Origin of the sequence: Helicobacter turcicus, from assembly GCF_019711685.1 — a bacterium.
Lineage (GTDB): Bacteria > Campylobacterota > Campylobacteria > Campylobacterales > Helicobacteraceae > Helicobacter_D > Helicobacter_D turcicus.
This window is the reverse complement of record NZ_JAIGYQ010000014.1, coordinates 1-22972: the sequence shown is the minus strand read 5'-3', so window position 1 is coordinate 22972 and position 22972 is coordinate 1. Positions and strand designations below refer to the sequence as shown.

Below are 22972 nucleotides of genomic sequence, written 5' to 3'. Positions count from 1 at the left end.
TAAAATGGGGGAGAATGTCAAAATTATAGAACCTTGTAATTTATACGAATGCTATCTTGGAGATAATGTTTTTGTGGGTCCATTTGTAGAGATTCAAAAGGGAGTAAGAGTTGGCGCAAATACGCGTGTGCAAAGTCATAGTTTTATTTGTGAGCTAGTTAGTATTGGAGAATCTTGTTTTATAGGACATGGGGTGATGTTTATTAATGATGTGTTTCAAAAGGGTTGCCCTGCTAATGGGAATCTTAGCTTATGGAGGGAAACTAAAATTGGAAATGGTGTTAGTATTGGCTCTAATGCGACGATTTTACCTGTTGAAATTTGCGATGACGTAGTCATTGGTGCTGGAAGTGTGGTTACAAGAACTATTACAAAAAAGGGGATTTATGCAGGAAATCCTGCACGATTGATTAGGGAGCTTTAATGGAGTTTGAAAAGATTGTAGAGATTATAGAATCTAGACGTGAGGCACTCAAGAGTAGAGAAGAGGAGATTGAAGTTGTGGATTATGGAGCAGGAAGCCCAAGAGATAAGCGCACAAAAGAGGAAATGGAAAAGGGTGTGGTGTGTAAAATTTCTTTACAGAATTTAGCAAAAATTGGAGTAAAGAGGGAAAAAGCACAAGAGATTCTTAAGATTTTTAAAAATCTTAATCCAAAGGTGATTTTAGAGCTTGGCACTTGCTGTGGATTCTCTTCTAGTTATATGAGTTATTTTGCTCAAAATTCTAGGATTTACACGATTGAGGGCAGTGAGAGTGTTGCAGAGATTGCACGAGAGAATCATAAGGAATTTGGGCTTTTAAATATTGAAGTTTTAGTGGGGAGATTTGAACTTGTTTTGCCCACTCTTTTAGAGCGCATCGCGCCTTTGGATTTTGCTTTTATTGATGGGCATCATGATAAGTTTGCAACATGGAAGTATTTTCATAGCATACGTCCTTTTATGCGTAAGGGTGGGGTTATGCTTTTTGATGATATTGCTTGGAGTGATGGAATGCAAGATGCATGGGAAGAGATTACAAAGGAGCTCAAAGAATCTAAGTGTAAAGAAGTGTCTATTGTAGGTTGTGATGCTTGGAAGATGGGTGTTGTATGGCTGTGAAGTTTTTGGATTTACACAAGCAGTATTTAAGCATAAAAACAGAGATTGATAATGCGATATTTTCTGTGATACAAAAGAGTGCGTTTGTGGGGGGAGAGGAGGTAGAAGCCTTTGAAAAAGAGTTTTCTAGCTTTATTGGTGAGGGAGTGGAAGCGCTAGGAGTTGGCAATGGAACAGATGCGCTAGAGATTGCCATTAGGGCTTTAGAATTGCCTAAAGATTCCGTAGTTTTGGTGCCAGCAAATACCTTTGTTGCAAGTGCAGAAGCGGTAATTAACAATGGGCTAAAGGTAAAATTTGTAGATTGTGGAGAGGATTATTCCCTAGATATTGTAGATTTAAAGGATAAGATTACGTCTGATGTGCGCGCACTTGTGGTAGTGCATTTGTATGGAATCCCTGCAAATATGGAGGAGATTTTAGCTCTTGCTAGGGAATATGATTTAAGAGTGATTGAAGATTGTGCACAAGCACATGGAGCACGTTTTAATGGGCAGAGAGTTGGGAGTTTTGGTGATGTGGCAACCTTTAGTTTTTATCCGGGTAAGAATCTTGGAGCTTATGGCGATGGAGGAATGCTTGTAAGTAAGGATTCCTCGCTTTTGGAGCATTGCAGAGAAATTGCACACCATGGAGGATTAGAAAAATACCAGCATAATATTGTAGGGAGAAATTCTAGGTTAGATGCTATGCAAGCGGCAATTTTGCGCGTGAAATTGCGTTATTTAGAGGTTTGGAATGCTAGACGTAAAGAAGTGGCGCAAATGTATTTTGAAGGGCTTAGCAATAGGGATTTTATCTTGCCAAAAGTTGCTAACAATAGGGAATGTGTGTGGCATCTTTTTGTGGTGCGCTGTGTAAATCGCGCTGCTGTGATAGAGTTGCTCAATCAAGCTAGAATTCAAATAGGATTGCATTATCCTATTGCATTGCCTAATACACCTGCATTTTGTAAAAAGCCTTATGTTATACAATCGCAATGTAAAAATGCAAGTGCATGGCAGGATAAGATTCTCTCTTTGCCTATGGGGGAACATTTAGAAAATGATGAAGTTAAAGATATAATAGAGGTATTACGATGTTAAATTTAATTCTGCAAGGAGAGATAAATGGTTAATGGTTTTATTTAAGAGTTTAGCTTACAATTTCATTTTTTACATAAGGAGTTTTTATGAAACATGGTGATTTTACGAAGTTAGCAAAGCATTATCATAATCGTCCCGCTTTTAGTGGAATGTTATTAGAGAAGCTTATTGCTTGTATTAATGATGAAAAAAAAGAGATTTCTGATTTGCATATTGTAGAAGTGGGAGCTGGCACAGGCAAACTTACAAAAATGCTTGATGCTCTTGGAGCGCAAGTTACTGCAGTAGAGCCTAATGACAATATGCGAAATGAGGGAATGGCTTATACAAAGGATTCTAAAGTGCAATGGAAAAAAGGAAGTGGTGAGGATACAGGAGTGGAATCAAATTGCGCAGATTGGGTGATTATGGCAAATTCCTTTCATTGGACAAACCCTAGTAAATCTTTGCCTGAATTTGCAAGGATTCTAAACTCTAGCGGGGGGGGGGGGTATTTTACTTCCATAGCCAACCCTCGCAACATAATAGAAGGGTCTATATTTGACAAGATTGAAAAGAATATCAAGAGGATAGTCCCAGAGCTTGTGCGCGTAGCAAGTGCTATACAAGATACAAAGAAATGGGAAGAAGTTCTCGTATCAACTGGAGATTTTAAGGATTGTTTCTTTATGGAATGTGATTATGTGGAGAAAATGGATAAAGAACGTTATCTCGGTATTTGGCATTCTGTAAATGATATTCAAGTTCAAGCTGGGGAAAAGCGATGGAGAGAGATTTTAGCAATGATTGAGGCTGAAATTAAGCATTTTGATATTTTGGAGATTCCTTATAAAATTCGTGCTTGGACGGCTAAAGTCGTTTGAGGATTTTGTAGTTTAGTGTGGTTTTCTTAAATTGATTCTTTGCATTATCTCTCAAAATTGTTTTTTTCTTGCAATGTTTTTAAACGGAGAGATAACACATGCAAAAGAAGATAGAATTAGCTTATGATTTTACAAAACAGGCAAAATTTTATAAATATCGTCCAAACTATGCTGCAGCAACTATTGATATGTTAGTGGCATTAGTTAGACGAGATCATTCACAAATTAAAGTTGCTGATATTGGAGCTGGGACAGGGAATTTAAGTATTATGCTTTTGGAGAGAGGTTGCAGAGTTGTTGCAGTTGAGCCAAATGATGCTATGCGTGAGATTGGAATTGAACGCACAAAGGGGCAGGATATAGAGTGGGTTCGTGCTATTGGTGTGGATTCTACTTTAGAGAGTGGTGCGTTTGATTGGGTAACTTTTGGAAGTAGCTTTAGCGTAATGGACAGAAGAGAAGCATTAGAAGAATCGCATAGATTATTAAAGCAAGGAAGTTATTTCTCTTGTATGTGGAATCACAGAGACTTCAATGACCCCTTTCAAAAAACCGCTGAAGATGTGATTGCGGAGTTTATTCCAAACTATACAGGTGGAGTTAGAAGAGAGGATCAAAAACCATTTTTGTTAGAGCAAAAAGATTTATTTGATAATATTCTCTATATAGAAGAAGACTTCTATTTTCATCAAAGCTTAGAAGACTACATTAAGGCTTGGAGAAGTGTGCAGAATAATTTTTGGGATTTAGAGACAAAAGAAGGTGTTGAGCTTTTTGAAAAAATGATTGCTAAGTGGGAGAGTGTATTGCCAAAAGAAATGGATATAAAATACCATACACGATGTTGGAGCGCAAAAAAGATTTGAGCAAATGAATACGATTTTGGAGAAAATAAGATTAATGCCTTTTGAATGCGAAAAATTAAATTTTATTTTAAGTGAAGGTGCTGTCAATTTTTATAGAGTAGTAAGGATTGGTATAAGCTAGAATTTTTATTTAAGGAGTTTCATTTGGCGGAGATTAGGCAAGAATCAACTTCAGCAGGAAGAGTTGTTAATAACTCAAAAAAAGATGTGGATGCTATTTTTGTGAAAAAATATGGGCAAAAATGGCTAGATTATCGCAAGAAATGGGCAGATGCTTCTAAACATATTTTAAATGATTTTCCACTTTTTGTAAGGTTTGAAAATCAGTTTAAATGCAATGCAAGATGCACGATGTGTGTGCATGGACACGCTGATTTGAGGGCGGATTATGGATATAAAGGATATCTCCCACTTGATGTTTTTAAACGTTTGGTTGATGAATGCGATGCGCATAATTGTCCATCTGTTGCTCCTTCCCAGACTAATGAACCCTTATTAGACCACGATATTATTGAACGTTTGCAATATATTAGCACTAAAAAGAGCATTATGGATGTGCATTTTAATTCTAATGCTTCATTGCTAGGAGAGGAGATAAGTAGAAAGATTCTTGATACAAGTGTTACAAGAATGAACTTTAGCGTTGATGCAATCACAGAAGAGACTTATAAGGAAATTAGGGTTGGATTAGATTTCAAAAAGGTTTTAAAAAACATAGACACTTTTTTAAACTTACGTGCAAAGCTTGGTAGAGAATTGCCTATTGTGAGGGTTAGTTTTTTATTGCAAGAAAAAAATAAACACGAATTAGAAGCTTTTAAAAATTTTTGGGTGGATAAAGTAGATTATGTTTCTGTGCAACGTTATGTGCCAATCTCTCCCTTTGATGATGAAAGAAGTGTAGCAATTTGCGATTCTCCAATTGCTGGAGCGCAAAGTTGCTCCTATCCTTTTGAATCCCTATTTGTTCATGGAGATGGGTTAGCCGTGCCTTGTGCTTCGCATAGAGCAAAACACATTGCAGTGGGAAATATTTATGATAACTCTTTGTATGAAATTTGGCATTCTAAAGGAATGCAAGATTTAAGAGAAGCGCACATAAGTGGCGATTTAAGTTGCACAAAGCTTTGTGATACTTGTTTATTTAAGGGGTAGAAAATGAGTAAAAAACTAGTGTATGTCCCAATGGCAGCGGATATTATCCACCCTGGGCATTTAAATATCATTAAAGAGTCTGCAAAATTAGGTTATGTGATGGTTGGGCTTTTCTCTGATAAGGCAATTGCGAGTTATAAAAGAGTCCCTTTAATGCATTATGCACAACGCAAATTGATTGTGGAATCTTTAAAAGGTGTTGATGAAGTCGTAATGCAAGATGAAAAAGATTATAGTGCGAATTTGAAGAAATATAAGCCTGATTTTCTTGTGCATGGAAGTGATTGGAATGTGGGACCTTTAAATGAGGAGCGACAAAAGGCTATCTCTCTTATGGAATCTTGGGGAGGAAAAGTTGTAGAAGTAGAATATACAAAGGGTATTTCTTCAACAGAGCTTAATAAAAACTTGAAAGAATTAGGAATCCTTCCACAAGTAAGACTTGGAGCATTAAAGAGGTTTTTATCTCTTAAACCCATAATACGAGGGATAGAATCGCATAGTGGAATGAGTGCCCTAATCGTAGAGGAAGCTTCTGTAAAAGATGAAAATGGTGTTAATCAAACCTTTGATTTTTTATGGTTAAGCTCTCTTACAGATTCTAGTTCTAAGGGTAAGCCAGATATTGAATTTGTAGATTTAACTTCAAGAATTGCTACTGTGAATGATATTTTAGAAGTTTCTACAAAACCTATTATTTATGATGGGGATACAGGCTCAAAGATTCCGCATTTTGCAATGATGGTAAAACGTTTAGAGAGGCTTGGGATAAGTGCTGTTGTTATAGAGGATAAAATTGGATTGAAGAAAAATTCCTTATGTGAGGGAAAAGCTGCTAGACACACGCAAGATTCTATTGAAAATTTTTGCGCAAAAATTCAAGCAGGAAAAAATGCACAATTGACGAATGATTTTATGATCATTGCAAGAATTGAAAGTTTAATTTTAGAAGCAGGAATGGACGATGCAATTAATCGCGCAAGATCCTATATAGAGGCTGGAGCTGATGGAGTTATGATTCATTCACGCAAAAAAGATGGGCAAGAGATTTTAAAATTTTGTGAGCTTTATAATGCTTTTTCAAATCGTAAGCCTTTGATGGTTGTCCCTACAAATTACCCATCTCTTAGTGAAGAAGATTTAAAAAATGCGGGCGTTAATATCGTAGTGTATGCTAATCAATTATTAAGGGCTTCTTATACAGCGATGAAAAATACTGCCCTTTCTATCTTAACACATAAAAGAGCATTAGAAGCAGATAAACACTATGTTTCAGCACTAGAAATTATTAATTTAATTGAGGGGAATTAATGCTTGATGCTTTGGAATTTGCAAGATTTTTAAAGGATAGATTTGGATTTTGCGCAGGTGTGCCTGATAGTTTGCTAAAACCCTTAAATCAAGCACTTGAAGTAGAAATGCAAGATAGTTTTTACACAACAGCAAACGAGGGACAAGCTGTTGCCTTTGCATGTGCCTATCATCTAGCAACTTCTAAAATTGGGCTTGTGTATTTGCAAAATAGTGGTTTAGGAAGTGCGCTCAACCCCCTCTTGTCCTTAGCAGACCCTAAAGTTTATAAGATTCCTTTAGTATTATTAATAGGGCTTAGAGGTGGTGTTGATGATGAGCCACAGCATTTAAAACAAGGTGAAGTAACAGAGCAAATTTTAATGGCTTGTGGGATAAAAACTTTAAGATTATCTAAGGAAATAGAGGAAGCAAAAATTCAAATGGATAAAGCCTTGCAATTTTGTAAAGAGAGTGGAGGGCAGTTAGCATTTTTAGTGGAGAAAAACACTTTTTTGAAAGCTTCTATTCCACAAGAGCAAAATTCCTTTTCTTTGGTTAGAGAAAAAGTGATTAGCTTAATTCAAGATGCGTTTTTTGGTGCGAAATTTGTTACGACAACAGGAATGATTTCTAGGGAGTGCTATGAGCTTAGAGAGTTTAAAAACCAATCCCATGGTGATGACTTTTTGGTGGTGGGTTCTATGGGATATGCAAGCTCTTTAGCCTTTATCATGTCAAAATATTCTAGCAAGAGTATTGTATGTCTTGATGGCGATGGAAGTTTTATGATGCACTTAGGCTCTATATTGAGCTTTAAAGGTGCTAAATTTACTCACATTGTTTTGAATAATTGCGCACATGATAGTGTGGGGGGGCAGGCTACTAATATAAGCCATGCAACTTTAGTGGATTTAGCCTATTCTTGTGGATATGATTATGCAGTTAGTGTGCAGAGTTTAGAAGAATTGCAAGAGGTGTTAAAAGAGATTCCAAAAAGAGAGGGCTTGGTTTTTTTAGAAATAAAGGTCAAAAAGCAAACGCGTGCAAATCTTGGGAGACCAAAAGAGATTCTAAAGTTAAAGGAAGATTTTTGCAAGGGGCTTTAGTTTATATTACAGGGCTTAGTGGTTCTGGGAAGACAACTTTGGCAAAAGAAGTGGTTAAGGGCATAAAAAGTATGCTAGGAGTAAAGCCTATTTTCTTAGACGGGGATGCTTTGCGTGAATGTGTCGTAAATAGTGATTATTCCACGCAAGGGCGCTTTAATATGGCTTCTTATTATGTGAGAGTTGCTAAGCTTTTGGTTGAGCAAGATTTTATTGTTGTGTTATCAACAATTTCTATGTTTGAGAAAGTGCGTGCATTTAATGTAGAGAATTTTAAAAATTATCTAGAAGTGTATTTAGAGGTTTCAGAAGAGATTCGCAAAACAAGAGACCCAAAAAACTTTTATAAATGCAACACAGAGGATATGGCAGGCTTGAATCAGAATGTAGAATTACCTAGAAATAGCCATTTAGTTTTTAAAGATAATTTTGATATGAATTCAGCTTGCAAAGAAATATTGGACAAATTAAAGGGATTTTAATGCGAAATAGATTTTATTCTAAATTTTTAGGGGTTTCTCCTGTTGGCGGGGGGGGGGGGGATTATCCTTTAAATAGGCTTTTTAAGCTTTTCTTCTTCTTATTTTCTTCTTATTCTTTTAGCCTTAGTGCCTTAGTGTTGGTGTAATATGACTTCTGGTGCTGTGATTTGGATTTGTGGGCTTAGCGGAAGTGGCAAAACTACGTTTGCAAATGCGCTTGTAGATAGGCTTAGAGGGCAATTTAATAGTGTGGTTTTGCTAGATGGTGATGTTTTGCGTGAGATTTATAATGACTTTAATTACACTAAAGAGGGTAGATTAAATTGCGTGTATCGCTCACAAAAACTTTGTGCAATGCTTGCTAAGAGTGGATGCATTGTAGTAGTAGCATTTGCCACAATGCAAAAGGAAATCTTTCTTAGCAATAGAAAGACTTTTGAAAAATATTTTGAAATTTTAATTGATTGTCCTTTTGAGGAATTGGTAAAAAGAGACCAAAAAGGGCTTTATAGTAGAGCTTTAAGAGGAGAAATTAAAGATGTCTATGGTGTAGATATACCTTGTGATTTTCCTAATGCGGATTTTGTTCTTGATAATTCTAAGTGCAATGCTTTGGAGAGTAAAGTTGATATTTTACATGAGAGAATAATGGAGTTTTTATTTTCCTTAACTATTCCGCAATCTTTAAGTTTGAAAACAAAAGTTGCACACACTCCTGTATTAATCCAAGAAGCTTATGCAATAATGCAAGAATTTCGTCCTTATTTAACTTTAAATGATTTCATATCTAAAGTTCTTCATTTAGATAAAACAGCACAATTCTGCCTTTTGTTATTTTATGATAATGAAAGATTAATCGGCTTGTGCGGCTTTATGCCTTCTAATCTTTTATACGAAAAAAAATGCCTCTTTATTAGTGATTTTGTTGTTTCTAGTGATGTAAGAGGAAGAGGATATGGAGAAAAGATGTTTTCTATCATAGAAAGTATTGCTTATGCAAATGGTTTTGAGGAGATTGCCTTAGAGAGTGGAATCTTAAGAGAGAGAGCACATAAATTTTATATTGAAAAATGCGGTTTCAATCAAGCAAGATTTGGTTTTAAAAAGATTTTAGGGCGATAGATGAGAGCGGTAATTTTAGCAGCAGGTATAGGTAAGAGGCTTCAAAAATATACCAAGGATAAGCCAAAATGTATGGTGGAGATAGATGGAATCACTATTATAGAGAGATTATTAAGGCAGATAATACAATATGGCAAGTTAAGACATATTGTGATTGTTGTTGGGTATTTGGGTGATGTTTTGGAGAATTACATTAAAAAATTAAATTTGCCATCGGATGTCGTGATTGATTTTATTTATAATGATAAGTATTATTATGCAAATAATATCTATTCTTTGTATAGTGCCAAGCAATACTTTAATGATGACATAATGTTGTTTGAATCTGATTTAGTTTTTGATGATTTAGTAATTAAACAAATATTTGATTCTAAATTTGAGAATTTTGTATTAGTTTCACACAATGAGCCATGGATGGATGGGACGGTTGTAACAATTGATGCGCATCATAGAGTTAAAAAAATAATTTTTAAAGAAGAATTTGATTTTAAGCAAATTGATAAATATTATAAAACTGCGAATATCTATAAATTTTCTAAAAGTTTTTTAGAAAATTTATATCTTCCTATCCTAGAAAATTATATAGATAAGGACAATATTGAGTTTTATTACGAAAGAGCTTTAAAAGATGTGGTCAATAATGGGGTTTTAAACATAGAAATCGTAGAGAGTGATTTATGGTATGAAATTGATAATCCAAATGATTTTTCAATCTCTAAGATTATGTTTTCTGATTTTTCTAAACATTATGAGATGTTAAAAGAACATTATGGTGGATATTGGCGATTTTCTAAAATAAAAGATTATTGTTATTTGGTTAATCCTTATTTTCCAACAACTAATCTTTTAGAAGAATTGGGTTTAATGCTAAGTGCGTTAGTGGTCAATTATCCTTCGGGATTGAAAGTTGTGCAGAGATTAGCAGGAACGTTGTTTGGGGTTGATGAAAGATTTTTGCTAGTTGGCAATGGCGCAAGCGAGCTTATTAGGGCATTAATGTTAGTGCAAGATAGGAATATAGGGGTTATTGTGCCAACTTTTGAAGAATATATAAATTGTGCAAATAATATTTCTTTTTTTACAATCAAAAATGACAAACTAACCTATAGGGCACGAGAAATTATCAAATTTATTCTCAAAGAATCCCTTCAAACAATAATTCTTATATCTCCTGATAATCCAAGTGGTTTTTTACTTCCTAAAGAAGACATAGAAGAGATTTTAAATTGGACAAAAGCTCGTAATATTAATGTTGTGCTTGATGAATCCTTTATAGATTTTGCTGATGAAAAGCATTATTATACATTTTTAACAGAAGAGAAGTTAGCGTTATATCCTAATTTGATTCTTATTAAAAGTATTTCAAAATCTTATGGAGTTGCTGGAATTAGGCTTGGGATTTTAGCGAGCTCTAATGCAACAATACTCAAAGAAATACAAGATAAATGTTCCATTTGGAATATCAATTCTATTGCAGAATATTTTTTACAAGCTATTGTTAAATATAAAAAAGAATATAAAAAATCTTGTGAAAGATTAGTGAAAACTAGAAAGATTTTTGTAAAAGAATTAAAGGAGATTGAACAAATAAAAGTTTTTGATTCTCAAAGTAATTATGTTTTATGTTCTATAAAAGATGAAAGAATTAGTGTTGAGGAATTAGCAATTTTTTGTTTGAAAAATAATTTTCTCATTAAAGATTGCTCTAATAAAATTGGCTTAAATGGTGGTCGGTTTTTTAGGCTGGCTATTAAAGAGGAATCTTTAAATTCTAAGCTTGTTTTAACGATAAAAAATTTTTTTAAGAGTAAAGTATGCAAGTAATTTTATTAACAGATTGTCGCATTAAATTAGAAAAAGTGATTGCGATTCTATTAGAAAATGGCTTTAAAATAGCAGGTGTCTGCTTTGGGGATTGTAAGGTTTTGGGCACTCAAAAAGTTTTATGTGAAAAATACAACTTAAGGATTTTGGAGAGGAGGGAGCTCTTTTTTTGTTGTAGTAGTGTTGATGTGATTTTCTCTTATGGCTATACGTATTATATTCCAAAAGAAGTTTTTTCTTCTGTGCAATATTGCATTAATTTTCATCCGGGTTTATTGCCTAATTATAAGGGGTGTTATACGCTTTATTATGGAATGATGCGTAATGAAAAAGAATGGGGAGTAAGTGCGCATTTTGTCAATGAAAAGTTTGATGAAGGGGAGATAATTTTGATTGAAAAGTTTGCCTTAGATTACGAAAAAACAGGAAAGGAGATTGCGCAATACACTTGGGAGGAAGTGGGAATTAGAGCTTTTAGGAAAGTGGTCTCTCTAATAAAGTCAAATGCACTTACAGAAATCTCTCAAAAAGCTTCAATAGCACATGTGCGGGGGGGGGGGGGCGTATTATAGTAGAGCACAGCTTATAGGAGAGAAACTTATATCTATTAAAGAATTAGAATCTTTGGGATCCAAAGAGATTATTAAGAGGATTAGGGCGATGTGGTTTCCCCCTCATGATGGTTTGCATTTAGAATTAAAAGACGGAGAAGAGTTGTTTTTGGTAGATAAGAAAACTTGGGATACAATTAAAAGCAAAATTTAGTTTTTGGAGAAGCTATGTATGCTTTGCTTTATAAAACTGCTTTAATCGCGACAAATGCAGGAGAAGTTGTTTTAAAATATTATGGTTTAGAAGATTTTGATTTAAAAAAAGATTCTTCACCTTTAACAAAGGCAGATTTAGAATCTAATGCACTTATCACAAAGGCTTTAGGGGAGATTTCACCTTATGCACTATGTTCTGAAGAGGCAGTGTTGGATTATACAGAGCGCAAGGATTTAGAGTATTTTTGGCTCATTGACCCTCTTGATGGCACAAAAGATTTTTTAGCGCAAAATGGTGGATTTACGATTAATATTGCATTAATCCATAAAAACCGCCCTATTCTAGGCGTGGTGTATGCGCCCTATTTTTCTAAACTTTATCTTGCGCTAAAGGGCTTTGGAGGTTTCACTTTTTGTGCAGAATCTTTAAAAAATGCAAGAGAAAATAATGCGTTAAATTTAACGTGGTTAGAGGCAAACAAACAAAGATTAAATGGAGATAGAATCATACAAGATACACAAATTGTTGCGTGCGATTCTATATTCCATAGCACACGAGCCACACAGGATTTTATCAAAAAATATGCTTTAAAGGTGCAAAAATATGGCTCATCACTAAAAATTTGTGCTCTAGCAGAGGGTAAGGCAGACTTGTATCCACGTTTTAATGGCACAAATGAATGGGATATCGCAGCGTGTGAAATTGTGCTAGAGGAGGCTGGTGGCGTGATTTTAGATTGTATTACTAAAAAGCCTTTGTTATACAATAAGCCAAGCGTTAGGAACAACCATTTTATCGCGTTTGCAAAGTCTCAAATAAATGGAGAGATTTATAAAGACTTTATGAGAAATGGTTAAATTAAATTTTACCTTGAAATAAGTGCGTGTTTTTAAAGAATTCTTTTATTGTTATTTAAGATTTTATATTTTATAAATTATTCTAATCATTTTTTAATAATTTTTATTATTTAGGTTTTGACTATTTTTATTTACGAGGAGCGACCAATGAAAAAGGCAATACCAAACTCAAATGAGAGGAATTTTGAAGAGGATGAAATAATCGTCTCAAAGACCGATTTAAAGGGCAGAATCCTCTATGGCAATAGAATCTTTATAGAACTCTCTGGCTACACAGAAAAGGAACTTCTAGGGAAGCCGCATAATATCGTGCGCCACCCCGATATGCCAAAAGTGGTTTTTAAGATTCTATGGGATGGAATGTCAAATGCAAAAGAAATCGTAGCATATGTTAAGAATCTCTCCAAAGATGGCTCATTTTATTGGGTTAAAGCGTATGTAACGCCATCTTTTAATGGTAAAGGCGAAGTCGTAGGCTATCACTCCATACGATTAAAGCCTACAGAGCAGGCAAAAAGCGCAGCCGCAGAACTTTACAAAGAATTATTAGAAATAGAGAAAAGAGATGGAATCCAAAAAAGCCAAGAAAGATTAGAAGAAATTTTAACACAAAAAGGAATGAGCTATGAAGAATTCATACTATCTTTATAAATATTCTCGTTATTTTAATTATTGCTTTATCGCGCTATTCATATTGTTGTTTGTAATTGAGCTTTTAAATATTCATGTTCTCTTAGAATTTGCTATATTTATCTTAGGATTGTGTGCTTGCACTATGACTTTGATAGCTGGGAGTCGGCGAGATGCGTATATTAGAGAGATTACACAATGCGTAAAGCGGCTATCCATTGGAGATTTAGAAGCTAGAATCACAAATATTCAAGATAGGGGACTTCTTGGCAAACTCTCTTGGCGCATTAATGATTTAGCCGACCAAGTGGAGACATTCGTGCGTGCTAGTTCCTCCGTAATTTCCGCTGCTAGTGAGAAGCGATATGCTAGAAAGGTAAATACACATAATATTAAAGGGACATTTTCTTATGTCGGGCATCTTATTAATAAAGCCTCACACGCAATTGAAGAAGCCGATAAGCTAGGCGCTAGAGGAGTTATAGTAAATGAAGTCTCCAAACAAAGCGCAGTTAGTATGAAAAAAGACTTAGATTCCGTCTCTGCAAACCTAAATGGCGTTATAGAAGTTATGGATAAGACTTCGCACGAAACGAAAGTTATTTCAGAATCCTCGCATAATGGAATGCAAAGCGTTAGTGCGATAATGGATAATTTCTCTAATCTATCCGCGATGATATCGCAAACTTCGCAGTCTTTTGAGCTTTTTACAAAGCGCATTAAGGAGATTGATACATTTGTCTCTTTGATTAAAGAAATCACAGACCAAACGAATCTTTTAGCACTTAATGCCGCCATTGAAGCAGCTAGAGCTGGAGAGCACGGGCGTGGATTTGCCGTTGTCGCCGATGAAGTGCGAAAGTTAGCAGAGCGCGCGACGAAAACTGCTTCGGAGATTTCATCTACTACGCAAGTGATTAATCAAGAGATGAACGAGATTTCCGAATATGTAAAAGAAATTGATAGCATTACGAATAATTCTAATAATTTAATGATTTCATTTAACGAGACATTTGGCACTATGGATAAACAAGCGCAAGCTCTCTTAGAAGCTATTTTACACACGAATAAAACTTCATATACCACGCTTTTAGAGCTAGATTGTATTTTGAGGAAATTCGCCTCATATTCTGCGGTTATTACAAATGAGATTCCACAGATTAGTTCTCCTTGTGAGCAGCACGGAGATGATTCTATTATCAGTAAAGAAGTGTGTCAAAAAATCTCTGTTTTTGATGCTAGTATTAAGGAATTTTTGGAATTTATTAAGACTCAAGATTATTTACAAAATGAGAAGCAATTATATGCTTATTTACAAAAATTTGAGGCAAAAAGTGCTGATGTGCATAAGGAACTTCACGCTATGCTATGATTTTTTATGGATTCTTGCATTTTGGGCGTAAATTTTTGTATGATTAGCAAAATATAACCAAGGCAAGGCATTTGAAAAATCTAATCATTGTAGAATCGCCAGCAAAAGCGCGGACGATAAAGAATTTTTTAGGTGGCGCGTATAATGTTATCGCATCAAAAGGACACATTCGGGATTTGCCAAAGCACACTTTTGGAATCAAAATTGAGAATGAGGTTTTCACTCCAGAATACACAATAGATGCTTCACATAAAGAAGTTGTGAGTGAGCTAAAAAAGCTTGCAAAAGACGCAAAAGAAATCTACATTGCAACCGATGAAGATAGAGAGGGGGAGGCGATAGGGTATCATATCGCAACAGCAATTGGCAAAGAACCTAGCAAGCTTCCTAGAATCGTATTTCATGAGATAACCCAAAAGGCGATTGAGGAGGCATTAAAAAATCCACGTCATATTGATATGGATAGGGTTAATGCCCAACAAGCAAGGCGTTTGCTAGATAGAATCGTGGGTTATCGTCTAAGTCCTTTGATTGCTTCTAAGATTCAAAAGGGTTTGAGTGCTGGGCGTGTGCAAAGCAGTGCGCTAAAGATTGTAGTTGATCGTGAAAAAGAGATTCTAAATTTTATACCCATTACCTACTATACAATTGATAGCATTTTTAAAAAAAGTGGTGATAAAAGTGATATTGAAGCCGAGTTAGTAGAGTTTAAGGGCAAAAAGATTGGAAAACTTACTTTACAAGATTCTACAGAAGCAGGAGAGATAGTTAGCGCATTAAAGAGGGAAAGTTTTAGTATAAAAAATATAGAGACAAAACGTAGAAAAACACCTACTCCACCACCTTTTATGACTTCCACGCTTCAACAAAGCGCAAGCTCACAGCTTGGATTTTCTCCATCACGTACAATGCAAACAGCACAAAAGCTTTATGAGGGAGTAATGACGCATAAGGGTTCTATGGGTGTGATTACTTATATGCGAACAGATAGTTTAAACATCGCTAAAATTGCGCAAGATGAAGCACGTGCATGTATTGCTAAGAGTTATGGAAAAGAGTATGTGCCAGCAAAGCCAAAGGTTTATGCTACAAAGTCAAAGGGTGCGCAAGAAGCTCATGAGGCAATTCGTCCGACACTCATGGACTTTACTCCGCAGATTGCAGCGCGATATTTAAAAGGCGATGAGCTTAAGCTTTACACATTAATTTATAAAAGATTTTTAGCCTCACAAATGCAAGATGCGGAGTTTGAATCCCAAAATATTTTGATTGGTTGTGGAGTTGCGCAATTAAAAATAAGCGGTAGAAAGCTTGTATTTGATGGATTTTACCATGTGCTAGGAAATGAAGATAAGGATAAATTGCTACCAGAATTTTCACTTAATGAAAAAGTCAAACTTGAAAAATGCGCCTCTAGCAAACATGAAACAGAACCACCAGCAAGATATTCTGAAGCGAGTTTGATTAAGACATTAGAATCCTTAGGAATTGGGCGTCCTAGCACCTATGCCCCAACAATTTCACTCTTAACTTCAAGGGAATATATTAGTATTGAAAAAAAGCAGATTAAGCCCCAAGAAATCGCCTTTAAAGTGGTTGAACTTTTGGAAGCGCATTTTAATGAAATTGTGGATTCTAAATTTACAGCAAATTTAGAGGAACGTCTTGATGCAATTGCGGATTCCAAACAGGATTGGCAACAACTTTTATGGGAGTTTTATGAACCTTTTATCCAAAAGATTAGTGAGGGCAAGACAAATATCGCTAGTCAAAAAATTGCGATTCCATTGGGTGAGTTTTGTCCGCTTTGTGGAAAAGAGCTTGTTCAAAGAAAAAGCCGATTTGGTGAGTTTGTAGGTTGTAGCGGCTATCCTAAATGCAAATATATTAAGAGAGAACAAGCTAAAGATACTGAAGTTGAGAGTTTTGGTGTTTGTGAAAAATGTGGCAAATCTATGGTGAAAAAACGTGGCAGAAATGGAGAATTTTTAGCATGCAGTGGGTATCCAGAGTGCAAAAATACAAAAGCACTCAATGGGAGCAAATTACAACCGAAAATATTAGAGGGGATAAAGTGTCCAAAATGTGGCGACAATATTTTAGAGAGAATGGGACGTCGTGGGAAGTTTTATGGGTGTGGAAATTACCCAAAATGCGATTTTATTGCAAACTTCCCACCTACAAAATACACTTGCCCAAAGTGTAAGGGTGTAATGGCAAGGCGGACATTCCGTAAAAAGCCAATTTTGGAATGTATTGCGTGTAAAGAACGCATTGATGACCCAGAAGTATAAAGGATAAAAATGACACAAGAGATTTTGGATTTTTTGGATAAGAATGTAGGATTTTTAGCGACAAAAGGCACTTGCGGCAATCCGCGTTTGCGTCCTATGCAGTCTCCCCTGTATTATGAAGGAAAGCTGTATGCTTGCACTTCTAAAAAAAGGGAATGTATAAGCATATGCAAAATTTTGCTGGGATTGAGCTTAGTGCATTTGATGGTAAAGATATGTGGATTAGAATCCGTGCAGAAGCGGTGTTTGATGAAGATATGGAAGTTAAACGAAAAATGTTTGAAAAGTATCCTGTGGTAAGGGAGATTTATAAAAGCCCTGATAATCCTGATTTTGCCGTGTTTTATTTTAAAAATCCTAGTATTAAGATACAAAGTTTTAGCGGACGTGATGAAGTTATAAGGGGATAGAATGCAGGAGATTTTTTTATGCACAATTTGCAATGTTTCAAGCGGAAGTTGTGCAGAGGATTGCGGATATTGCACACAAAGTGCAAAATATAATGCCGATATTGAACGTTACAAATATAAACCCATTCCGCAAATCTTAGAAGAGGCAAAAAAAGCAAGTGAGAATGGAGCATTGGGATTTTGTCTTGTAACAAGTGGGAGAGAACTAGATAGCAAGCGCACAGAGTATATTGTGCAAGCTGCAAGGGCGATTTTGGATTCTAAATTACATTTGCATTTAATCGGTTGCAGTGGAATTGCAAGTGTAGAGGCACTAGTGGAGCTAAAAAATGCAGGAATTGCAAGTTATAACCACAATCTTGAAGCAAGTCGCAATTTTTTTCCAAAAATTTGCTCTACACATGCTTTTGAAGAACGTTATGAAACCTGTGAAAATGTGCTAAAAGCTGGACTTGGGCTATGCAGTGGTGGAATCTTTGGAATGGGCGAGAGTTGGCAAGACAGAATGGATTTACTCTATGCATTACAAATGTTAAACCCACATACTGCACCGATTAACTTTTTTATCCCAAATCCTGCACTTCCTCTAACACAGGAGATTTTAAGCAAAGAAGAGGCACTAGAATGTGTGAAATTAGCAAGAGAGTATTTACCAAATGCAAGATTAATGATTGCTGGGGGTAGGGAGTGTGTTTTTGGAGAAAATCAAAAAGCACTCTTTGAATGCGGAATCAATGCTGTCGTGCTAGGCGATTATCTTACGACTAAAGGAAATACGCCAAAAGAGGAAATAGAACGCATTAAGAGCTATGGCTATGGAATCGCAACGAGTTGCGAATAGGCAAATTTAACAATGTAATAGTGAGTGTTAATGCTACAAATTCCTAAAAAGCTAGAAGACACAAAGGGCAAGAATTCCTTAATTTTGCGATTCCAAAGTTTATGGACTCTAAAGCTATTTGAAGAAGTTTTTAACAAGCTTTGGGTGCTTGTTCGGCATTTATATGTATTTTTAAAGGGCGATTTGCTTTATTTTGCTTCTAGTCTTAGCTTTTATACCATTTTTGCACTTTTGCCAATGTTGCTTGTGGTGTTTTCGCTTGTAGCAACACTGCCTGATTTTAAGGAATATATTGAGAGCTTCAAAAGCCTCATTATTGCAAATTTTATCCCCACACACTCTGATGTGTTTTTGCAGTATTTAGATGGATTTTTAAAAAACTCTACAAAACTTGGTGGAATGGGATTTTTGTATGCGTTTATTACTTCTATTTTGTTTTTTAGAAATTATCAAAACATCACTATGAAAATTTTTCATTCCAAAGGGCGTGGATTTTGGGATTCCTTATCAGTTTATTGGACTTGTATGACACTTTTTCCGCTGGGAGTTTTATTTTCAATTTTTCTTAGCGCAAAGGCGTATGCGTATTTAGATGATCTCGGTTATAGCACATACTTAGCATGGATGTTTAGATTGATTCCATATTTTTTAATTTGGATTGTGTTTTTTATGCTTTTTAAAATCTCGGCAAATACAAAAATTAGCACCAAAAATACATTATTAAGCTCATTAATTACAGCACTTTTATGGTCATTTTGTAAATGGGGATTTGTGTATTATGTTTTTTATAATAAGGCATATTTAACACTTTATGGTTCTTTTAGTATCGTATTGTTTTTGTTTATTTGGGTGTATCTCTCTTGGGCAATTTTGCTCTTTGGAATGAGTTTGAGTCGTGGAATTGATGAGATGTTTATTAAAGAGTTAGAAGAATTATGAGGGTTTAAAGTTTTCAGAGAGGTGGTTTAGCCTCATAACCAAAGGCGTAAGAATCTGCATATCCAACACAACCATTATTAAAGTCTTTTGAATATTTGCTAGAGGTTATTTTAAGGAGGATTTTATGACTACAATAATAGAGAGTATGCGCAATATAAAGGATTCTAATGCAGAATCTACATTAAAATATAACATTTATAACCAAGATTGCACAAAGGGACTTAAAACACTTCCAGATAATTCTATTGATTGTATTATTACTGACCCGCCTTATTTTATTGATGGCATGGGGAATGAATGGAATGACGCAAATCTAAAAACTAAAGCTTCAAAAAGTGGTGTGATTGGGGGACTGCCTGTGGGTATGAAGTTTGATAAGGCACAGGGGGAAAGATTGCAGGACTTTATGACTCCTTTAGCAAAAGAATTTTATAGAATCTTAAGGGCAGGGGGATTTTGCATTGTATTTTCACAAGCTAGACTTTATCATAGAATGGCGATGAGTCTAGATTTGGCAGGATTTGAAATAAGAGATATGTTAGCGTGGAAATATGAGGGACAAGCAAAGGCATTTTCTCAAACACACTTTATTAAAAAAGATAAAAACTTAACACAAGCACAAAAAGAATCTTTAATCAAAGAATTAGATGGATATAAAACACCTCAATTAAAGCCCCAGATTGAACCCATGGTGATGGCGCAAAAACCAAAAGATGGGACATTTGTGCAAAATTGGCAAAAGCATAAATTAGGACTTATCAATACAAAAGAAAGTTTAGATGGCAAATTTCCTAGCAATGTAATGGAGGTCAGCAAACACACAAGAAAGAATGAAAGCGATATAAAAATAGAGCATTTGACACCTAAACCTGTATGCCTTATCTCTCATCTTATCAAGCTTTTTACACAAGAGGGGCAAATCGTGCTAGACCCCTTTATGGGCAGTGGTTCTCACGGCGTTGCTGCATTAAATAATCATCGCTTATTTATAGGATATGAGATTGAGAAAAAATATTTTGAAATAGCTAAAAAACGTATAGAAAAAGAGGTTTTGTAATGCAAGATTTCAAGATGCAAAGCCATAAAATAAGTGAGGAGGAGATACTAAAAACTTTTAACCTTATCACACAATATTATGAAAAATATCTTAAAAGTTGCGGGGTAAAATCTGTAAAATTAAAAGATTCAAAGGGAAATTACACCAAAGATGCTTTAGTTCTTGTATATTTGGCACAAAACTATCCCAATACAAAAGCAGTTTCAAAAACGCAATTAACAGATTTTATAAGGGTGTTTTATCCTAATGTAAGCGATGTGCAACAAGCAAGACATTTAAGCAAACAAGGCGGTTATAATATTGTTTCTGGAACAAGAGGAGATATAGGGGCTAAAATAGGAGCAGGGTATTATCAACTCATCACTCTAGAAAAACCCTATCCCTCATTTAAGCCTAATAGGCGAAGCGGTATAGAATCTGCAGATTTTGAAGAGCTAAAAAGAGAATATGATTACAAATGTGCGACTTGCGGAAGTGTGGAGGAGAAACCTCACAATATCCGCAAAAATGAAAGGACAAAATTACAAGAGGGACATATGAATCCAAGCCTACCGCTAGAAATTGGCAATATTATCCCTCAATGCCAAGTGTGTAACCGACCCGATAGGGATAGGTGGATTTATGACAAAACAGGCAGAGTAATAGAAATAGCGGATTCTGACGATGGCAAAAGAGTGGTTGAAAAATATTTCAAAAGAGTAAGCACACATACAAAGGAATATTTTTTAGAATTTTTGAAAAAGCTTTTAAAGATAAAGTAGTTAAGGCAAATGCATTTCAATTTTTGCAAAGATTTTTGAAAATATGGTTGTAGTGTATCGTGCTATAATTTTTAAATGACTTTAAGGGCACACAAGTGAGAAAATCAAAAACAGAAATCTTTTTAGAACTTGCCAAACCTAATGCAAAGGGCATTTCAAGGTGGGTAAGTGTGAGTGAGTTTATAGGGGATTATGCACCATTAGGCTCGAATAATGGATACGCATGGGCTAGAGATAATTCAAATGGTGGGACAACAGAAACAAAACTCAATACAACATATATTATAGAAAAAGAATATCAAGGTGTCAAAATGATTAAAATCAGATTAAATGGCTTCAAGCCTAAGATCTAATGAACTACATTGGCTCTAAATTTAAGCTTTTGGGCTTTTTGCAAACAAGCATAGAATCTACACTTCAAATTGCTCATGCAAAGCCTCTTAAAGATTCTATATTTTGCGATATATTTGCAGGAACTGCGGCAGTAGGAAGGTTTTTTAAAAGCAAGGTAAAGCAAATTATCAGCAACGATAGGGAGTATTATAGCTTTGTTTTAAGCAAAAATTATATTGAAAATCATCAGATTTTGCCCCGAGCAAAAGAATTGTTAGGGATTCTAAATTGCGCACAACAAACTCCACCCACTCAAGGCAAAATCTATAAGCATTACGCGCTTGGTTCTGGTAGCGTGAGGCAGTATTTTAGCGATGAAAATGCGCAAAAAATTGACGCTGTGCGCTTTAAAATTACCCAATGGAGAGAGGAAAAATTCATCAACGACAAAGAATATTATTTTCTCCTTGCCTCTCTTTTAGAATCTGCTGATAAGGTTGCAAACACCGCTTCAGTGTATGGGGCATTTCTAAAGCAAGTTAAAAAAAGTGCCTTAAAGCCCCTTATTTTGAATCCTGCAGAGTTTGAAAGCACAAAATCTAGGCATTTGGTATTTAATGAAGACGCAAACGCGCTTATTACGAAAATAAAGGGCGATATTCTCTATCTTGACCCGCCTTATAACGCGCGAGAATATGGCGCGAATTATCATCTTTTAAACACAATTGCCTTGTATGATGACTTTATTCCAAAGGGTAAGACGGGATTGAGAGAATATGTAAAATCGCCTTGGTGCAAAAGGGCAAAAGTTGCAAATGCGCTAGAGGGCTTAATCAAAAATGCAAATTTTGAATGGATTTTCTTAAGCTATAATGATGAGGGATTGCTAAGTTTAGAGGAGATTAAAGGCATTTTTGAAAAATATGGCAGATACTCTTTTGCTACCCAAAAACACCAAAGATTTAAGGCAGATTCTAGCAGAATCCAAAAGCAAGATTCCACAATAGAGTATTTGCATATTTTAAGAAAATAGCAATAGATTTTTATGCTTTAGTGCTTTAATTTTTGCTTTTCTTGTGCGTGAGTGTGCTTGTAGATTTTGCTTTAAAGACAAGCTTTTTTGGGGGGGGGGGCAGAATCACAATAGGCAGAATCCGCACCCCCTTTTGTCCTATTTTCTTTTTCTCACAAAGAAAATCTAATCCCTCCCCGCTCCCTTTACCAAAAGAAAAGCTTCCTTTCTTTTGCATAAAGGGAGTGCCTCGCTGAATCTGCTTCTAGCTTCAATCGGGCGGAGGGCACTACTGCCTCCTTTTTCCCCGATTTCCGCACCACGAAGCAGGCGAGAATGTGGAGTTTCTAAGTCCTCATATTGTGCGGAGGGGGGATTGTTTTTGTCATATTTGCTAGTGGAATCCTCACAGATTGCATGAGGCAAGGCTCTTTTGTCCTATTGAGGTTTTTGCGTAGCAAAAGCCGAAATCTCTCTTACTTTAGAACTTTTAAGAGATTCTATGTTTTTAGATTCTTTGCAAGGCTTAGAGACAAGCTAAAAACACTTGGAATGCTTTGCTAAATTGAGCCTTATTGTCCTATTGAGTTTATTCTTTTGTCATCACAAGCCCCTAATTTGTCCTATTGAGCATTAGCAAAATATTGTATTATTCCTCTTTCTCTAATCTTTTAAAGCTTAATAGCTTTTCTCTATAATATTCGTATTGCTGTCTTCTAGCTTTTATTTCTGCGGGGATTCCTTTGCTTAAGTCATTAACCAAGCAATCAAATTTATCCAAGATTGCAACAATTGCAT

The 22972-nt window shown here is 35.4% G+C and carries 26 protein-coding genes and 1 pseudogene; 25 read left to right on the top strand and 2 right to left on the bottom strand.

The annotated features are described in order from the left end of the window. Positions 1-4 precede the first annotated feature (4 nt). The 25 genes from K4G57_RS08490 to K4G57_RS08370 all read left to right on the top strand — a co-directional run bounded on the left by K4G57_RS08490 (position 5) and on the right by K4G57_RS08370 (position 22195). Positions 5-424: an acyltransferase gene (locus K4G57_RS08490; RefSeq protein ID WP_221532762.1), complete on the top strand. Its 420-nt coding sequence runs from the start codon at positions 5-7 to the stop codon at positions 422-424. Then, positions 424-1104 (top strand): class I SAM-dependent methyltransferase, encoded by a 681-nt coding sequence (locus K4G57_RS08485; RefSeq protein ID WP_221532749.1) that lies wholly within the window; start codon positions 424-426, stop codon positions 1102-1104. The genes K4G57_RS08490 and K4G57_RS08485 overlap by 1 nt, the downstream gene beginning before the upstream one ends. Continuing rightward, a complete protein-coding gene (locus K4G57_RS08480) occupies positions 1095-2189 on the top strand; it encodes a DegT/DnrJ/EryC1/StrS family aminotransferase (RefSeq protein WP_221532748.1) in 1095 nt (364 codons plus the stop codon). Before K4G57_RS08485 ends, K4G57_RS08480 begins: the two co-directional genes overlap by 10 nt. An 86-nt stretch (positions 2190-2275) precedes the next feature. Beyond that, positions 2276-3052, top strand: coding sequence for a class I SAM-dependent methyltransferase (locus tag K4G57_RS08475; RefSeq protein ID WP_221532747.1), 777 nt, complete (start codon positions 2276-2278; stop codon positions 3050-3052). A 98-nt stretch (positions 3053-3150) separates the two neighbouring features. Continuing rightward, positions 3151-3918 (top strand): class I SAM-dependent methyltransferase, encoded by a 768-nt coding sequence (locus tag K4G57_RS08470; protein ID WP_221532746.1) that lies wholly within the window; start codon positions 3151-3153, stop codon positions 3916-3918. Between the two features lie 144 nt (positions 3919-4062). Further along, positions 4063-5073, top strand: a complete 1011-nt coding sequence (locus tag K4G57_RS08465; RefSeq protein ID WP_221532745.1) for a radical SAM/SPASM domain-containing protein — start codon at positions 4063-4065, stop codon at positions 5071-5073. A gap of 3 nt (positions 5074-5076) precedes the next feature. Continuing rightward, positions 5077-6384, top strand: a complete 1308-nt coding sequence (aepX, locus tag K4G57_RS08460) for a phosphoenolpyruvate mutase (RefSeq protein WP_221532744.1) — start codon at positions 5077-5079, stop codon at positions 6382-6384. Further along, positions 6384-7472 (top strand): phosphonopyruvate decarboxylase, encoded by a 1089-nt coding sequence (gene aepY / locus K4G57_RS08455; RefSeq protein ID WP_221532743.1) that lies wholly within the window; start codon positions 6384-6386, stop codon positions 7470-7472. Before aepX ends, aepY begins: the two co-directional genes overlap by 1 nt. Next, the gene (locus tag K4G57_RS08450; protein ID WP_221532742.1) at positions 7457-7954 is read left to right on the top strand and encodes an adenylyl-sulfate kinase; all 498 of its coding nucleotides are present in this window, start codon (positions 7457-7459) and stop codon (positions 7952-7954) included. Before aepY ends, K4G57_RS08450 begins: the two co-directional genes overlap by 16 nt. Beyond that, positions 7954-8100, top strand: coding sequence for a hypothetical protein (locus K4G57_RS08445; protein WP_221532741.1), 147 nt, complete (start codon positions 7954-7956; stop codon positions 8098-8100). The genes K4G57_RS08450 and K4G57_RS08445 overlap by 1 nt, the downstream gene beginning before the upstream one ends. Before the next feature lies 1 nt (position 8101). Next, the gene (locus K4G57_RS08440; RefSeq protein WP_221532740.1) at positions 8102-9076 is read left to right on the top strand and encodes an adenylyl-sulfate kinase; all 975 of its coding nucleotides are present in this window, start codon (positions 8102-8104) and stop codon (positions 9074-9076) included. Then, positions 9077-10900 (top strand): aminotransferase class I/II-fold pyridoxal phosphate-dependent enzyme, encoded by a 1824-nt coding sequence (locus K4G57_RS08435; RefSeq protein ID WP_221532739.1) that lies wholly within the window; start codon positions 9077-9079, stop codon positions 10898-10900. Next, positions 10891-11472: a formyltransferase family protein gene (locus K4G57_RS08430; protein ID WP_221561835.1), complete on the top strand. Its 582-nt coding sequence runs from the start codon at positions 10891-10893 to the stop codon at positions 11470-11472. The genes K4G57_RS08435 and K4G57_RS08430 overlap by 10 nt, the downstream gene beginning before the upstream one ends. Then, positions 11444-11665, top strand: coding sequence for a hypothetical protein (locus K4G57_RS08425; RefSeq protein WP_221561836.1), 222 nt, complete (start codon positions 11444-11446; stop codon positions 11663-11665). The genes K4G57_RS08430 and K4G57_RS08425 overlap by 29 nt, the downstream gene beginning before the upstream one ends. A gap of 14 nt (positions 11666-11679) precedes the next feature. Continuing rightward, positions 11680-12525, top strand: a complete 846-nt coding sequence (locus tag K4G57_RS08420; protein ID WP_221532737.1) for a 3'(2'),5'-bisphosphate nucleotidase CysQ family protein — start codon at positions 11680-11682, stop codon at positions 12523-12525. 147 nt (positions 12526-12672) lie between these two features. Continuing rightward, a complete protein-coding gene (locus K4G57_RS08415; RefSeq protein WP_221532736.1) occupies positions 12673-13176 on the top strand; it encodes a PAS domain-containing protein in 504 nt (167 codons plus the stop codon). Continuing rightward, the gene (locus K4G57_RS09275) at positions 13151-14527 is read left to right on the top strand and encodes a methyl-accepting chemotaxis protein (RefSeq protein ID WP_221532735.1); all 1377 of its coding nucleotides are present in this window, start codon (positions 13151-13153) and stop codon (positions 14525-14527) included. The genes K4G57_RS08415 and K4G57_RS09275 overlap by 26 nt, the downstream gene beginning before the upstream one ends. 71 nt (positions 14528-14598) lie before the next feature. Further along, positions 14599-16821: a type I DNA topoisomerase gene (gene topA / locus K4G57_RS08405; protein WP_221532734.1), complete on the top strand. Its 2223-nt coding sequence runs from the start codon at positions 14599-14601 to the stop codon at positions 16819-16821. A 155-nt stretch (positions 16822-16976) separates the two neighbouring features. After that, on the top strand, positions 16977-17231 hold the full coding sequence (locus K4G57_RS09145; RefSeq protein ID WP_236033291.1) for a hypothetical protein: 255 nt from the start codon (positions 16977-16979) through the stop codon (positions 17229-17231). Between the two features lies 1 nt (position 17232). Then, positions 17233-18072 (top strand): biotin synthase, encoded by an 840-nt coding sequence (locus tag K4G57_RS08395; protein ID WP_221532733.1) that lies wholly within the window; start codon positions 17233-17235, stop codon positions 18070-18072. A 30-nt stretch (positions 18073-18102) separates the two neighbouring features. After that, the gene (locus K4G57_RS08390; protein WP_236033290.1) at positions 18103-19011 is read left to right on the top strand and encodes a YihY family inner membrane protein; all 909 of its coding nucleotides are present in this window, start codon (positions 18103-18105) and stop codon (positions 19009-19011) included. Positions 19012-19135: 124 nt separating this feature from the next. Beyond that, a complete protein-coding gene (locus K4G57_RS08385; protein WP_221532732.1) occupies positions 19136-20068 on the top strand; it encodes a DNA-methyltransferase in 933 nt (310 codons plus the stop codon). Further along, a complete protein-coding gene (locus tag K4G57_RS08380) occupies positions 20068-20829 on the top strand; it encodes a hypothetical protein (protein WP_221532731.1) in 762 nt (253 codons plus the stop codon). The genes K4G57_RS08385 and K4G57_RS08380 overlap by 1 nt, the downstream gene beginning before the upstream one ends. Before the next feature lie 95 nt (positions 20830-20924). Continuing rightward, positions 20925-21182, top strand: a complete 258-nt coding sequence (locus K4G57_RS08375) for a hypothetical protein (protein WP_221532730.1) — start codon at positions 20925-20927, stop codon at positions 21180-21182. Beyond that, positions 21182-22195 carry a DNA adenine methylase gene (locus tag K4G57_RS08370; protein ID WP_221532729.1) on the top strand — a complete coding sequence of 338 codons (1014 nt, stop codon included), beginning with the start codon at positions 21182-21184 and terminating at the stop codon, positions 22193-22195. The genes K4G57_RS08375 and K4G57_RS08370 overlap by 1 nt, the downstream gene beginning before the upstream one ends. Positions 22196-22220: 25 nt before the next feature. Here K4G57_RS08370 and K4G57_RS08365 read toward each other — a convergent pair whose 3' ends face one another. Both K4G57_RS08365 and K4G57_RS09140 read right to left on the bottom strand, forming a co-directional pair. Continuing rightward, on the bottom strand, positions 22221-22412 hold the full coding sequence (locus tag K4G57_RS08365; protein ID WP_221532728.1) for a hypothetical protein: 192 nt from the start codon (positions 22410-22412) through the stop codon (positions 22221-22223). 411 nt (positions 22413-22823) lie between these two features. Beyond that, a pseudogene (locus K4G57_RS09140) lies at positions 22824-22972 on the bottom strand (restriction endonuclease subunit S); the annotation flags it as partial.